This window comes from Alteromonas sp. K632G (genome assembly GCF_017653625.1).
In the GTDB taxonomy this organism is placed as follows: Bacteria; Pseudomonadota; Gammaproteobacteria; order Enterobacterales; family Alteromonadaceae; genus Alteromonas; species Alteromonas naphthalenivorans.
In genome coordinates, this window is record NZ_JAGGDM010000002.1 from 307,567 (window position 1) to 322,526 (window position 14,960).

Annotated in this window: 14 protein-coding genes; 5 read left to right on the forward strand and 9 right to left on the reverse strand. The window is 41.7% G+C overall.

Going from position 1 to position 14,960, the window contains the following annotated elements; translation table 11 throughout:
* Positions 1-7: 7 nt before the first annotated feature.
* From yidD to rpmH, 3 genes are read right to left on the reverse strand one after another with little or no spacing between them, the layout of a single operon-like run.
* The gene (gene yidD / locus J5X92_RS04090; protein ID WP_013786827.1) at positions 8-256 is read right to left on the reverse strand and encodes a membrane protein insertion efficiency factor YidD; all 249 of its coding nucleotides are present in this window, start codon (positions 254-256) and stop codon (positions 8-10) included.
* On the reverse strand, positions 241-600 hold the full coding sequence (gene rnpA, locus J5X92_RS04095) for a ribonuclease P protein component (RefSeq protein ID WP_013786828.1): 360 nt from the start codon (positions 598-600) through the stop codon (positions 241-243). The genes yidD and rnpA overlap by 16 nt, the downstream gene beginning before the upstream one ends.
* Before the next feature lie 22 nt (positions 601-622).
* Entirely contained in the window at positions 623-757 is a 135-nt protein-coding gene (rpmH, locus tag J5X92_RS04100; protein ID WP_049791785.1) for a 50S ribosomal protein L34, read from the reverse strand.
* Positions 758-1,362: 605 nt separating this feature from the next.
* On the opposite strand from rpmH, the gene dnaA reads away from it, so the two are divergent.
* From dnaA to gyrB, 4 genes are all read left to right on the forward strand, one after another.
* Positions 1,363-3,042, forward strand: coding sequence for a chromosomal replication initiator protein DnaA (gene dnaA / locus J5X92_RS04105; protein ID WP_208804728.1), 1,680 nt, complete (start codon positions 1,363-1,365; stop codon positions 3,040-3,042).
* A gap of 31 nt (positions 3,043-3,073) precedes the next feature.
* Positions 3,074-4,174 carry a DNA polymerase III subunit beta gene (gene dnaN / locus J5X92_RS04110; protein ID WP_208804730.1) on the forward strand — a complete coding sequence of 367 codons (1,101 nt, stop codon included), beginning with the start codon at positions 3,074-3,076 and terminating at the stop codon, positions 4,172-4,174.
* A 106-nt stretch (positions 4,175-4,280) separates the two neighbouring features.
* Entirely contained in the window at positions 4,281-5,369 is a 1,089-nt protein-coding gene (recF, locus tag J5X92_RS04115) for a DNA replication/repair protein RecF (protein ID WP_208804732.1), read from the forward strand.
* 8 nt (positions 5,370-5,377) lie between these two features.
* Entirely contained in the window at positions 5,378-7,798 is a 2,421-nt protein-coding gene (gyrB, locus tag J5X92_RS04120; protein WP_013782509.1) for a DNA topoisomerase (ATP-hydrolyzing) subunit B, read from the forward strand.
* Positions 7,799-8,376: 578 nt separating this feature from the next.
* Here the strand turns inward: gyrB and J5X92_RS04125 are convergent.
* From J5X92_RS04125 to glyQ, 3 genes are all read right to left on the reverse strand, one after another.
* Positions 8,377-8,823, reverse strand: coding sequence for a hypothetical protein (locus J5X92_RS04125; RefSeq protein WP_208804734.1), 447 nt, complete (start codon positions 8,821-8,823; stop codon positions 8,377-8,379).
* A 70-nt stretch (positions 8,824-8,893) separates the two neighbouring features.
* A complete protein-coding gene (glyS, locus tag J5X92_RS04130) occupies positions 8,894-10,972 on the reverse strand; it encodes a glycine--tRNA ligase subunit beta (protein WP_208804735.1) in 2,079 nt (692 codons plus the stop codon).
* A gap of 2 nt (positions 10,973-10,974) precedes the next feature.
* Positions 10,975-11,880, reverse strand: a complete 906-nt coding sequence (glyQ, locus tag J5X92_RS04135; RefSeq protein ID WP_013782512.1) for a glycine--tRNA ligase subunit alpha — start codon at positions 11,878-11,880, stop codon at positions 10,975-10,977.
* A 149-nt stretch (positions 11,881-12,029) separates the two neighbouring features.
* On the opposite strand from glyQ, the gene J5X92_RS04140 reads away from it, so the two are divergent.
* On the forward strand, positions 12,030-12,617 hold the full coding sequence (locus J5X92_RS04140; protein WP_208804736.1) for a DNA-3-methyladenine glycosylase I: 588 nt from the start codon (positions 12,030-12,032) through the stop codon (positions 12,615-12,617).
* 75 nt (positions 12,618-12,692) lie between these two features.
* On the opposite strand, the gene J5X92_RS04145 is transcribed toward J5X92_RS04140, so the two are convergent.
* The 3 genes from J5X92_RS04145 to J5X92_RS04155 form a co-directional block, all read right to left on the reverse strand.
* Positions 12,693-13,145 (reverse strand): DUF2489 domain-containing protein, encoded by a 453-nt coding sequence (locus J5X92_RS04145; RefSeq protein ID WP_126871551.1) that lies wholly within the window; start codon positions 13,143-13,145, stop codon positions 12,693-12,695.
* Positions 13,146-13,163: 18 nt separating this feature from the next.
* Positions 13,164-13,676 (reverse strand): Der GTPase-activating protein YihI, encoded by a 513-nt coding sequence (gene yihI, locus J5X92_RS04150; protein ID WP_208804737.1) that lies wholly within the window; start codon positions 13,674-13,676, stop codon positions 13,164-13,166.
* 531 nt (positions 13,677-14,207) lie between these two features.
* On the reverse strand, positions 14,208-14,831 hold the full coding sequence (locus J5X92_RS04155; protein ID WP_013782516.1) for a c-type cytochrome: 624 nt from the start codon (positions 14,829-14,831) through the stop codon (positions 14,208-14,210).
* Positions 14,832-14,960 lie beyond the last annotated feature (129 nt).

The following is a 14,960-nucleotide window of genomic DNA, read 5'->3' on the forward strand; positions in this document are numbered from 1 at the left end:
GGTCTCTTTATTTTGAGTGTTTATCTTGTTGTTTTTCCGGTACTGGGTCGTAACCACCGGCATGCAAAGGATGGCATCTTAATATGCGTTTGATTGATAGCCAACCGCCTTTTACTAATCCATGTGTTTTTAATGCTTCAATAGCATACCAAGAACATGATGGATGAAAACGACAGCGTTGTCCTAAAATAGGAGATATAAACCATTGATACAGTTTTATGAGTATCAGTGGTATCGCGATTAAGACGCGTTGCAACGTTTGGCTAATTTTTTCCATAGCTTATCCATCGTTGCGAAAATCTCTTGATTGCTAAGTTTATCAGCACCAGATTTACCAATTACGATAATATCCACATTTGGGAGATCATGTTGTTTATGGCGAAAACTTTCACGAATTAGACGTTTTAAACGATTACGGTCGTGAGCTTTACGAATGCGCTTTTTGGCAAGTGTAATGCCTAAACGTGGAGATGGTAGAGTATTGGTTCTTGCAAGGATGGTAAACGAGGGAGATACAGCTGGAATTGCATTATCAAACACATAGGTAAAGTGGGTGGGAGTTAACAGACGTAACTCCCGTGAAAAATGATTTTCGCCCACTTTAGGTGCTTTCTACTTAAGCTTAAGCAGAAAGACGAGCGCGGCCTTTTGCACGGCGAGCTGCTAGTATTTTACGACCATTTTTAGTCGCCATACGTGCACGAAAACCGTGAGAACGCTTACGCTTCAAATTGCTCGGTTGAAATGTTCTTTTCATGACCAAAGTCTCACTTATATTTAATTAAACATAGGCGTTTTTGGTAAACACTTTATTCTGTTGCCAGAGTAAGTTGTGCTTATCACCAGAAAAGCCCATCGAAAAAGGACGCTGAATTCTAGAGATCTCGGGGGCTACTGTCAATCAATAATCCATTATTTCGGTAGAAATTGTGAACAAAGTTTGCTGATAAGGCTTAAAAGCTAATCAGTCGCGATAATTTTAACTGTGAATAAGCTGGTTATAATTGGCGTTTTATCCACAGTTTTTTAAATTTTACGCCGTTAAGTACCGCATTTAGGCTGCGATCTCATTTAAAAATACGTATTTTAATTCTAATTTTAGCTAAATTAAGCACATTTTCGAATAAGCAGTCTTTTCATATTTATCAGCTAGTTACGAGCTTGATCCTAATGATCTCCAAAGATCGCCATTTACTTTTTGTTGATAAAGTAAGATAATCCACAGCTATTAAAACGATAAAACAAATTCTCGCTGCTACCCAACAATATACATCCGCCTGATTTTTCTTCTTGGCGCGCATTTCGGTGCCTGTTTCTTTGTATTGGTTGTTATTTGCGAGTTACCGGAGCTAAGTAACTTACATGTCTTTATGGAATCAATGTCTTGAACGTTTGCGTCAAGAATTACCCACGCAACAATTTAGTATGTGGATCAGACCTTTGGTTCCTCAAGAGGAAGAAGGTGTTGTGGCTTTATTTGCCCCTAACCGTTTTATTCTTGATTGGGTAAGAGATAAGTATCTTGATAATATTACCGGGTTACTGCGGGAATTTGCAGGTCCAAATGCACCTCAGTTACGTCTTGATGTTATGAGTAGAGAAAGCTTGAGCCGCAGTAGAGCTGCTGCTTCACCTGCGCCGCAGCAAGCTCAAAACCAAAATCAGGGGCACAACGAAAACCAAGGCCAAGCTGTTAGTCAATCGTATAACCAAGCACCTAGTCAGTCATTTAGCCAAGGTTCAGGTCAATCGTCTAACCCATATTCAGGACGATCGTCAGGAAATAAGACTGGGCAAGCGGGAATCGATCAGCAATCTATTGATAATAACAACAATACTGCGCCATCACCTGTTCAGGCGAGTGCCCGCTCTGCCATGCCCCAAACGGGCTACAGTCAGCAAAGCCACTCTGCGTCTAATCATGACAATAGACAGTATGATCAACGAAGTGCTGGATCTAACACAATGCGATCTGCGCCTCAGCAGCCTAAAGTGATCCCGATCCCAGAAGCGGCCAAGCATAAAAGTAATATTAACCCGACTTATCAGTTCGATAATTTCGTAGAAGGTAAATCTAACCAATTGGCTCGTGCCGCTGCTACGCAAGTAGCGAATAACCCGGGTAGTTCTTATAATCCGTTATTTATTTATGGCGGAACTGGTTTAGGTAAAACCCACTTATTGCATGCAGTAGGTAATGGCATTGTCGCGAATAATGAAAATGCCAAAATTGTGTATATGCACTCTGAGCGCTTTGTTCAAGATATGGTTAAGGCACTACAAAATAATGCGATAGAAGACTTCAAACGCTTCTACCGTTCAGTGGATGCGTTATTAATTGATGACATTCAATTCTTTGCTAATAAAGAACGTTCTCAAGAGGAATTCTTTCATACCTTTAATGCGTTACTTGAAGGTAATCAGCAAATCATACTTACGTCTGATAGGTACCCTAAAGAAATTGATGGGGTAGAGGACCGTCTTAAGTCTCGTTTCGGTTGGGGTTTAACCATTGCTATAGAACCCCCTGAATTAGAGACTCGAGTTGCCATCTTAATGCGTAAAGCTGCCGAGAACCGTATTCACTTGCCTAATGAAGTTGCTTTCTTTATTGCTAAACGATTGCGTTCGAATGTTCGTGAGTTAGAAGGGGCACTGAATCGAGTGATTGCCAACGCTAACTTCACCGGTCGCCCGATAACCATCGATTTTGTACGTGAAGCCCTAAGAGATTTATTAGCGCTTCAAGAAAAATTAGTTACGGTTGATAATATTCAGAAAACTGTGGCAGATTATTATAAGATTAAAGTTGCTGACATTTTATCTAAGCGAAGAAGTCGAAGTGTTGCACGGCCCAGACAAGTGGCGATGGCATTAGCGAAAGAGCTAACCAATCATAGTTTGCCTGAGTTAGGAAATGCCTTTGGTGGTCGAGACCATACAACGGTACTTCATGCCTGCAGAAAAATAACGCAGCTTAGAGAAGAAAGTCATGATATAAAAGAAGACTATAAGAACCTCATTCGGACTTTGTCTTCCTAAAAATGACCTTTAGAGGCGAGATAGCACAGCAATGAAATTTAGTATAAGCCGCGAACAATTCTTACAACCCCTTCAGCTGGTATCGGGGGCTGTAGAGCGTAGACACACATTACCTATTCTCTCTAACGTGCTCATTAAAGTTAGTGAAGACGCACTATGGCTAACAGGTACAGATTTAGAGGTTGAGCTCATTTCTAGCGTTAAGTTGGAAGGGGAGTTCACCGAAGGCGAAATCACCGTTCCTGCTAAGAAGCTCTTCGATATTATTCGAGGTATTTCTGAAGGCACCGATGTTCATTTCTCTATAGATGTTAACAAAGCGCTGATAAAAGCAGGGCGTGGTCGTTACACTCTATCTACTTTATCAGCCAACGATTATCCAAATCTAGAAGATTGGGAAGGTGAAGTAGAGTTTGAGATCACTTGTAGCGATATGAAGCGCTTGATTGATTCAACAAGTTTTTCAATGGCGCAACAAGATGTCCGCTATTATTTGAACGGTATGTCTTTAGAGACGGAAGAAAATATTATTCGCACTGTGGCAACTGACGGTCATCGTCTAGCACTATGTCGTTTAAGCTATGAGACCACGCTTCCTGCCCGACAAGTTATTATTCCTCGTAAGGGTGTGCTTGAAATATCTCGTTTGATCACTGAAGACGATAAGTCATTAAAAGTACAAATAGGCGCAAACCATTTACGTATTTTTTCAAACGACTTCATCTTCACCTCTAAACTTGTAGATGGCCGATTCCCTGATTATCGTCGTGTACTACCTCAAGATGGTGATAAAGAAATTATTGCCAGTAAAGCGGTACTGAAAGACGCGTTTTCACGAGCAGCCATTTTATCTAATGAAAAGTTTCGTGGGGTTCGTTTAAATCTTTCTTCTGGTGAACTGAAAATTACAGCTAATAACCCAGAGCAAGAAGAAGCCGAAGAAATTGTAGATGTAAGCTACCAAGGCGACGATTTAGAAATTGGGTTCAATGTCGCTTATCTTATTGATGTATTGAATTCGCTAGGGTCTGACGATGTGAAAATCAGTTTGTCTGATTCTAATGCGAGTGCATTGATTGAAGATGCTGCTGACGATGCTGCACTTTATGTCATTATGCCAATGCGTCTGTAATTATTAATATATTTCATTATCTATCGGCGATGGTGGTTACGATTAATCGTTTTCTTCCATCGCTGCTGTTTATCTCTTATTACCGTCCTTTTTACCGAGTCCTCTTATGAAACTGGACAAAGTCCAGCTTACGAACTTCCGTAACATTTCATCTGCTAATCTTTCACCTTCTCCTGCGTTAACAATTATCCGCGGTGTAAATGGCAGTGGAAAATCATCACTGGTTGAATCCATTTTCTATTTAGGTTTTGGCCGCTCCTTTCGTACTAATAAACACACATCTGTTATTAAGACGGGGGAAGAGGAGTTTAGTGTATTTGCTAGCTGCAAAAACGAAGAAAGTGAAACGTTAAACGTAGGCTTTCAGCGTAGAAGAAACGACACATTCACATGTAGTATTAACGGTGAGCATTCAAATAAACTTTCTGACTTAGTCAGTCTAGTACCCGTTCAACTGTTTACACCCCAAAGTACTGACCTCATTTTAGGTTCGCCTTCTGAACGTAGACGATTTTGTGATTGGGGATTGTTTCACGTGGAACATGACTTCCAAATGCTGTCAGTACAGTTTTCAAAATTTCTTAAGCACCGTAATGCACTATTGAAACAGCAGTCTGATTTGTCGGCACCACAAAACCAGTATTGGGAACAATGTTTTTTAGAGCGGGCAGAAGCGCTGTCGATAAAACGAGAAGACTATATATCAAAACTGACGCCTATTTTTGAAAAATATGCGACAACATTTCTAGCTGAGTACGAAGTTTCCCTTAATTACTACAAAGGATGGGAAAAAGATGCGTCTTTAGCAGAAAGCTTAGTTAAAAAACGTGAGTATGATGGTAAAATAGGTCATACAACTTCTGGCCCCCATAAGGCTGATATTAAGCTAAAAGTTAATGGGGTTAATGCCCAAGAGTTATTATCACGTGGGCAGCTTAGAATGGCTGTTGCGGCGCTGCAAATGGCGCAAACAGAACTATTTAATACTTTAACTAACAGGAAGAGTATCTTCTTGTTAGATGATGTAGGCGCAGAACTTGACGCCGATAAACGTGAGTTATTTATAGACGGGCTGTTGGATATGGATACGCAGGTTTTCGTTACTGCAATTGAATCTTCGCAGCTTGAATTCATACAAAAATATAACGAAAAGAAAATGTTTCACGTGGAACATGGAAGCGTGAAAGAGGAGTAAAACCTAGTATGTCAGAACAGAATAATTACGACTCGTCCAGTATCAAGGTACTTAAAGGATTAGACGCCGTACGAAAGCGTCCTGGTATGTATATCGGTGACACGGACGATGGTACAGGACTTCACCACATGGTTTTCGAGGTTGTTGATAACTCGATAGATGAAGCATTGGCTGGACACTGTTCAGAAATCGTTGTGCAAATACACACAGATGGCTCTGTTTCTGTATACGATGACGGTAGAGGAATTCCAACTGCAGTGCACGAAGAAGAAGGTGTGTCTGCGGCTGAAGTTATTATGACAGTTCTGCATGCTGGCGGTAAGTTCGATGATAACTCTTATAAAGTATCTGGCGGACTACACGGCGTTGGTGTTTCAGTAGTAAACGCATTATCGAGCAAGTTGAAGCTTCGTATTCGTCGTGAAGGCAAAACACACGAACAAGAATATCAACATGGTGTTCCTCAAGCGCCTTTAGCTGTCATTGGTGAAACTGATAAAACAGGTACTAGTGTTCGCTTTTGGCCAAGCTCAGATACCTTTACTAACACCTTATTTCATTACGATATTCTAGCTAAACGTTTAAGAGAGTTATCTTTCCTTAACTCTGGTATTTCAATTCGATTGAAAGACGAGCGTGACGGTAAAGAAGATCACTTCATGTACGAAGGTGGAATTAAAGCTTTTGTTGAATACTTGAATCAAAAGAAGACACCTGTTCACCAGAAGGTTTTCCATTTTACGCATGAACAAGAAGATGGTATTTCAGTAGAAGTGTCTATGCAGTGGAATGATGGCTTCCAAGAAAACATTTACTGCTTTACTAACAACATTCCTCAAAGAGACGGTGGTACTCACTTAGCCGGTTTCCGTGGTGCGTTAACAAGAACGCTTAATAACTACATGGAAAAAGAGGGTATGAACAAAAAGGCCAAAACTAACACGAGCGGTGATGATGCGCGTGAAGGTTTAACGGCTGTTGTATCAGTGAAAGTTCCTGACCCTAAATTCTCATCTCAAACTAAAGATAAGCTGGTTTCATCAGAAGTGAAAACAGCAGTTGAATCAGCAATGAACGAAAAACTTGCTGAGTTCTTACTTGAGAACCCTGCCGAAAGTAGAATTATTGCAGGTAAGATTATCGATGCTGCACGAGCTCGTGACGCAGCACGTAAAGCACGTGAAATGACTCGCCGTAAGGGCGCGTTAGACTTAGCTGGTTTACCGGGTAAGCTTGCTGATTGTCAGGAAAAAGATCCTGCACTAAGCGAACTATATATAGTGGAAGGGGACTCTGCTGGCGGTTCTGCCAAGCAGGGACGAAACCGTAAGAACCAAGCTATTCTTCCGCTTAAAGGGAAAATATTAAACGTTGAGAAAGCACGTTTTGACAAAATGCTTTCTTCACAAGAAGTTGCCACGCTAATCACTGCACTAGGCTGCGGTATTGGCCGCGACGAATATAACCCAGAAAAACTACGTTATCACAGCATTATTATCATGACGGATGCTGATGTGGATGGCTCGCACATTCGTACATTGCTACTGACATTCTTCTATCGTCAAATGCCAGAAATCATCGAACGTGGTTATATTTATATTGCACAGCCGCCACTTTATAAAGTGAAAAAAGGTAAGCAAGAGCAGTATTTGAAAGATGATGATGCGTTAACGGCATACCTGACTTCTATCGCAATTGATGGTTCATCTCTGCACACCAGTGATGATGACCCAGGTATTAGCGGTGTAGCGTTAGAGCAATTGGTAACCTTATACCAATCAGCAGAGAAGATGATTACGCGCATGAAGCGTTTAATGCCTTCCTCTATTCTTTATAGAATGATTTATACGCCTACATTGAATCTAGAAGATTTAAAAGATGAAAGCACACTAGCAAACGTAGCTGAACACTTTGTTGCACAGCTTACTGAACGTGAAAATGATGGCGCAACATACCGCTATGAAATTCGCAGAGACATCGAACTTAGCGAGTTCTATATCACCATTATCATGCGTATGCATGGTATCGATTACGAATACGTAATTGGTCACGACTTTATTGAGTCTACTGAATATCAGCGTCTTAAAGAGCTTAATTTGGCGATTAACGACATGATGAGCGCAAATGCGTTTATACAACGTGGTGATCGTAAAATGCCTGTAGAGTCATTTAAAGAAGCACTAGATTGGTTAATGAGTGAAGCTAAACGTGGTCAGTACATTCAGCGCTATAAAGGGCTAGGTGAGATGAACCCAAGCCAGCTTTGGGAAACCACCATGGATCCTGAAGGTCGTAGAATGCTTCAAGTTAAAATTGAAGATGCTATAGCGTGTGACCAGTTGTTTACTACGCTAATGGGTGACCAAGTAGAACCAAGAAGAAACTTCATTGAAGCTAACGCGTTAAGAGTAGAAAATTTAGACGTGTAAGAGGTCAATGACCCCACACGTTAGATTAGTGTGAAAAGATAAAGAAAAAGCCTGGCTTCTTTAGAAAGGATCCGGGCTTTTTTATTGTTAAACCCCACCTAACATACGCAATATTTACACTTACACCTAGACTTGTGGCCTTAGGATATCCTCCTACAACAGATTACCTGCCGATTGACTTGCTACCCCCCCCAAAAAAATGCCACAAGAAAACCTCTGTAGTACTCACAGAGTCGCGCCTGAAGTATATGGAGTGGGGCAAAGTGAGTGTGAGGTGGAAAATAATATACCTTACAGAAGAGGACGATATTGCATCGGGTTATGATGGTCATGAAGACAAAATAACGCCGCGCTATGTCTTTTAAAAATTCGATAATGATGCCATGGCGGGAGATGTGGTTAAGCAAAGACAATTAGGCAACGTAGTGACGATTGAGAGCCTTAATCAGCGTTAATTAAAAAGATAATACGCTAATGCAAAAAGGCTAGGTCAAAAAAAAGAGTAGGGTTTGATACCTACTCTTTTCTAATTTGTAGCGCTATGTATAAGCGACATATAAGCAGCTAGGAACCAAACCTTACTGCGTTCGAGTTATCACCAAACTCACTTCATTGTCGTCTGCAGGCGCAATCTGAAAACGATAAATACCGGTATTAGAGGGGGTAAATTGTAGGTTCTCAGAACCTTGTTTACAGACTAAAAATATCTTAGTACTTACCATGACCGGCTGACCCTTGTAATTACCTCCACAACTTTGACTCGGTGTCCAAATAGCATCAGACAAACGAAAGTCATAGGGTTGTCCATCAGCGATAAGCTCTACATTGACATACCAACCGTTACTATCTTTTTTAAATTGATAGGCTGATGTGGCTTCCCACCAATTAAATACGCCTCGAAGATACAAATTTTCGAACTGTATTTTTGGCGCGGGTTGGGCTACCTCGGGGATAGAAAACCCACTAGTGCTTGAACAGGCAGAAACAAAAAGCGAAAAAATAATGACTAAAAGGGTTCTATTCACATTAACTCCAATAAAAAACGCCCAACAGATGTTGAGCGTTTGTAGTCTATAGCTTACTTACCAAACTAATTTAAGACTTCGCCAACAGGGAAATGTCTGCGGTAGTAAGGAAAAGTTGCCTTAAAAGCGATAACAACGCAAGTCTGTTTTGTTTAACCGCGTCATCTTCTGCCATTACCATTACGTCATCGAAGAAACTATCAATGGCACTTCGTAGTGTAGCCATAGTAGAAAGTATCTTAGTGTAATCTTGAGTAGTAACAGCGGAAGTTACCACAGATTCAGCAGACATTAGCGCGCTATAAAGTGCCTTTTCAGCGTCTTCACTTAACAAAGATTCATCGATAGATGCATTAACGCTGCTATCAACACCTTGCTTAGCTAGAATGTTCGCAACACGCTTATTAGCTGCTGCCAATGCTTGGGCTTCTTCAAGTTGTTTAAACTCTGCTACGGCGTTTACACGGGCCACATAATCGCTTGGCTGAGTAGGGCGTCTTGCTGAAACCGCTTGAATAACATCAATAGCGATACCTTGGTCTTGCAACACCGCGACAAATCTTGCTAGTACAAAGTCGACAACCTGTGCTTGGAAGTCTTGATTAGAAAGCTTATCTCCGTAAACTTCACCCGCTTTAGCAACAAGCACTTCAAGGTCTAGAGGCAGTGAAAGCTCGGTGATAATACGTAGCACACCAATAGCGGCACGGCGTAACGCGAACGGGTCTTTGTCACCTTTCGGTAATTGACCTATACCAAAAATTCCAACCAGCGTATCTAGCTTGTCAGCAAGCGCTAATGCAGCACTAACGCCTGGTGAAGGCAAAGCGTCACCGGCAAATCTAGGCATATACTGTTCGTAAAGCGCTTCAGCAACCGCCGCATCTTCACCATCATTTAACGCATAGTATTTACCCATAACGCCTTGTACGTCTGGGAATTCCATTACCATGTTGGTCATCAAATCAGTTTTAGCAAGTAAACCTGCACGAGCCGCAAGGGCTTCATTCGCGTCGATTTGTGACGCAATAAAACCAGATAGCGCAGAAATACGTTCAGATTTTTCTTTAAGTGTTCCTAATTGCTTTTGGAAAAGCACGCTCTCAAGGCTGGCAAGTCTGCTTTCAAGTGATGTCTTTTTATCACTGTTAAAGAAGAACTCAGCATCAGCTAGGCGAGGGCGAATAACTTTTTCATTTCCGCTTATTACCTGAATAGGATCTTGGCTTTCAATATTACTGACAAATAAGAACGTGTTAGAAAGCTGACCTTCGCTATCAAGCAATGGCACATATTTCTGATCGTCTTTCATGGTGTAAATAAGCGCTTCTTTAGGCACCGCTAAGAAGCCTTCTTCAAAGCTTGCTTGCATCACTACCGGCCATTCAACCAATGAAGCAATTTCTTCAAGCAGGTCTTCGTTAAAATCAGGTGTAAGCGAAAGCGCATCAGCAGCAGTTTGTAGTTGCTCACGTACCTTGTCTTTACGCGCGGTAAAATCAGCTACCACGTAATGCGCTTCCAAGGCACTTGCGTAGTTGTCAGCATGGTCTAGCTCAAAACGCGCTTCACCATGGAAGCGATGACCTTGAATAGTCCTTCCGCTTGCTAAGCCTAACGCGGTTAAGTTCACTACTTCACTGCCATACAGCGCCGTAAGGGTATGAACTGGGCGAATAAATTGCGTAGTGTAATTACCCCAACGCATCGCTTTAGGGATAGGAAGCTTAGCAATAGCCTGGTTAAGTAAAGACGCTAGTAACTCGCCAATCTGTTTGCCTGGCACGTGCGCTTTGTGCAACAGCCATTCACCTTTGTCGGTAACAAGGCGTTCAGCATCTTCTACACTAATACCATTACCACGGGCCCAACCTTGAGCGGCTTTAGTAGGGTTGCCATCTGCATCAAAAGCGGCACTTACAGCAGGGCCGCGTTTTTCTACCGTTTTATCAGCTTGGCTTTCAGCCAACGCAGAAACATAAACAGCTAAGCGACGTGGTGCTGCAAACCAGCTTACGCTGGTAAAACTAAGCTCAGCAGCGCTAAGTGCTGCCTCAAATTGCTGTGCAAAGGCTTCGCCAAGAGACTTAAGCGCTTTAGGTGGAAGCTCTTCTGTTCCAAGCTCTATCAAACAATTCTCTGTTCGCACCCTTAAGACTCCTTATTACAAAGTGGGAAACCAAGCGCTTCACGCTTCTGGAAATAACTTTCAGCACATGCTTTTGCAAGAGTACGCACACGTAAAATGTAGCGTTGACGTTCTGTCACTGAAATAGCATGGCGAGCATCTAGCATATTAAATGCATGAGATGCCTTCATGACTTGCTCGTAGGCAGGTAGTGGTAAATTCTTCTCGATAAGTAGTTGGCTAGCTGCTTCACATTCATCGAATGTACGGAACAGGGCATCAACGTTGGCATATTCAAAGTTATAGGTAGATTGCTCTACTTCATTTTGATGGAATACGTCGCCATAGGTGACTTTACCCATAGGGCCATCAGCCCATACTAAGTCGTAAATGCTATCTACGCCTTGTACATACATGGCTAAACGTTCTAGGCCGTAAGTAATTTCGCCCGTAACTGGCTTACATTCAATACCGCCAACTTGTTGGAAGTAAGTGAACTGCGTCACTTCCATACCATTAAGCCATACTTCCCAACCAAGGCCCCAAGCGCCAAGGGTAGGTGACTCCCAGTTGTCTTCAACAAAGCGAATGTCATGCACCAGTGGATCGAAACCTAATTCTTTCAAAGAACCCAAATACAATTCCTGAATATTGTCAGGAGAAGGCTTCAACATAACTTGGAACTGGTAATAATGTTGCAAGCGATTTGGGTTTTCACCGTAACGACCATCAGTAGGACGACGGCAAGTTTGAACATAGGCACTGCTCATAGGCTCTGGGCCTAATGAGCGAAGAAATGTCATTGGGTGAAAGGTACCCGCACCTACTTCCATATCAAGGGGCTGAATGATTACGCACCCCTGACGCGCCCAATAATCTTGAAGCGCAAGGATCAAACCTTGAAAGGTATTAATATCGTATTTCTGCATACATCCGCTGCTTATTGGTTATCTGTATCTTTAAAGGTGGGATAGTATACAATTTGTAACGCATAGTATGTAGGTGTAAAGCGTTAAAAAGCGCCATGAAAACCGCTAAAAGATGACTAAAAGGTCGATTGAAGAGGCTATTTAAGATTATGACATCAACTGGATTGAATCGGTGTGGCTGGGTGAGCGATGACCTTCTATATCAAAAATACCACGATGAGCAGTGGGGGCGACCTGTTTTAGATAGCAAAGAGTTGTTCGCTAAACTTTGTTTGGACGGTCAACAGGCTGGATTGTCGTGGATAACCATTTTAAAAAAACAAGACAATTATGAAGCTGCTTTCCATGACTTTGAGCCTACAAAAATAATTCAAATGGATGAGCAAGAAATAGCGGCATGCTTGCAAAACCCAGGCATTGTGCGCAACAAGCTAAAAGTCGCATCAATTATTAAGAATGCCCATGGCTATTTAAACATCGAAAAACGCCAAAGTTTTTCTGACTTTATTTGGCAGTTTACCAACGGTAAAACTATTATCAATGAATGGAAAGACTTTAAAGAAGCGCCTACCTTTACTGCTGAATCCAAAGCAATGTCGAAAGCGCTGAAAAAAGAGGGCTTTTCCTTTGTAGGGGAGACCATTTGTTACGCATTCATGCAAGCGGTAGGCATAGTGAATGACCATATTACAGGCTGTCATTGTTACGAAGAAACCTGTCAACTAGCAAGACGATAACCCTACATAAAACCCAATAAAAAAGCGCTTCATACGAAGCGCCTTTAAAGGGGGGACTGAAATTATAGCAACCGGCTAGGTAATAGACTGACAATACGCCTTTATTGCTGGCATTTCACTTAACACTTTAGATTCATAATCTGACTCAATCTGCTCTCTAGCTATGTCTTGCTTACGCTTTTCTTGTTTAGACAGTTTCTGCCTATCTTCTAGCACGGCAAAACCGCTCACTTCTACGAATAACGCATAAGTATGAGGGTAGGACGCTTTATGATCTGGAGGAGACAAAATAGGTAATGCTCCCAACAAATTAACTATCCGAATAACCCCTTCAGATAAGTCGCACTGTTGTTGCTCCATTGCCTTAGCGATAGTGTAAATACTTTCGCTAATCGTTTTTATACGCTCGTCTCTTACTTTCTGCTGGCGTTGGTTTTGTTGCTTTAGCTGGAACAACAACCGACCGGCATAAAAACCAAGTGCGACTATAATTAATAGCGCCACAATAACTAACACTGTCCACAGCATAAAACAGAGCCCGCCTTACTATTTCTTAAAGTCGTTAATATCTATAGCGTCCAAATCATCTAATGGATCCATTTCGTCGTCATCCTCATCATCGTCTTCAACGATGCCAAGCAAATCACAAAGAATGCGGTGGCGTGCCATTTTATCATCAACGTAAGATTGTTGTTCTTTAGTAAGTTGCTTGTCGTCATCAAGCTTATCTAACAATGACGCTAAACGCTGATCTGCTTCAAGTGCCGCTAGCTCTTCGCTTGGTGTGGCGAATTTCTGCTTTTGAGTCGGCGTAGTAATTGTCGTTTTCTTAACAACTAAAGGAATAGGTTTCTTGCTGCCTAAACGAGGGTCTTGGTTCTCACGACGTTTAGAAGTACCGTTCTCACCTTGCTCAACGTTATGACGGCTGCCAGCAGGTTTACCTTTATGCTTCTTTGGACGAGGAGTACTCTCCAGACGTTTTTGCCCAGGTTTACGATCAGGATCTTTCCTGACGCCAATGAGTCCAACTTTACGAGACTTTTTTGATCTTGCCATATATAAAAGGTATCAAATTTTTAGTGATTGAAAGGGCGTATTATAGCGCGAATTGCTCAAAGCTTCTTCATCAATAAAGCATGATTCATCGGAAAGTGAATATGCGGTTGGGTCTGTTCGCGATAATACAACTTGAAGGTCTACGAAAAAGTACGTGTTTGCCGAATAATGCGTAATACAAACGCTAGGTAATACGTGAATTTAGGCAAGAAAAAAGGCGATGGCTTTCACCATCACCTTACATTGTTTGAGTGTCAGATGACACCTCTCCCGTTATTTACACCTCTATGTGTAGTTGTGCTTCCCAGCTTGGCTCCCCTTTTTATTGGTTTTAGCAGAGCTCATTTTGTTCTTGGCCTTCTTGGCGCTTTATCCAATCTTCCGTGTTGTATTTTTATTATTATTCCTGTTATTTAGCCTGTAGAGTTTCAGACAAACCTACAAACTATTGCGATAGACTACACGAATAATTATGAAATACAACTTTATACGCAACAATTAATTAACAAATGCGCATATATTTTCAGAGTCTTAGTGTAAGCCCGCGATATAATTAGATAAAATTTCGATATCTTCGTCGGTTAATTTCATCGCAATATCACGCATCATGCCATTCATATCGTTATGGCGCTCGCCTGCACGGAAAGATTTTAATTGTGCTGCAGTATAGGTTACGTGCTGGCCACTGATATCAGGGAAGCCGGCTAAGCCCATTCCGTTACCTTTAGGACCGTGACATGCTATACATGCGGTCACGCCACGAGACTCATCACCGCCTTGATATAAAGCGCGACCAGCTTCAATGTATTGCTCTGCCGTTTCACCTTCTTTAGGTGTTTGGCTAGAGAAGTAAGCGGCTAAGTCTTTCATATCTTGTTCTGAAAGAGGGGCTGCCATACCGTTCATTACGGCATTGTTACGTCCTTCTTCGCCACCTGTCTGTGACGCAAGCTTGAACTCCATTAATTGCTTAACAAGATACTTTTCGTGTTGTCCTGCTATTTTGGGATTCATGTCTATCATGCTGTTACCATCAGGTCCATGACATGCTGCACATACTGCAGATTTTGCTTTACCGGCTTCAGCATCACCTTCTGCCATCGCAGAAACTGAAATACCTAAAGACACACACAATAACAAACACAGTTTTTTCATAATAAATCTCTTAAATGGATCCAACGGCTCGCGTAACATACGTGATATCATGCGTATTTTACACATTTAACGCGTCAGAAAAACCTATTCCATGATAAAACTATGGTTTTTAGCAGGTTTAGATCATTA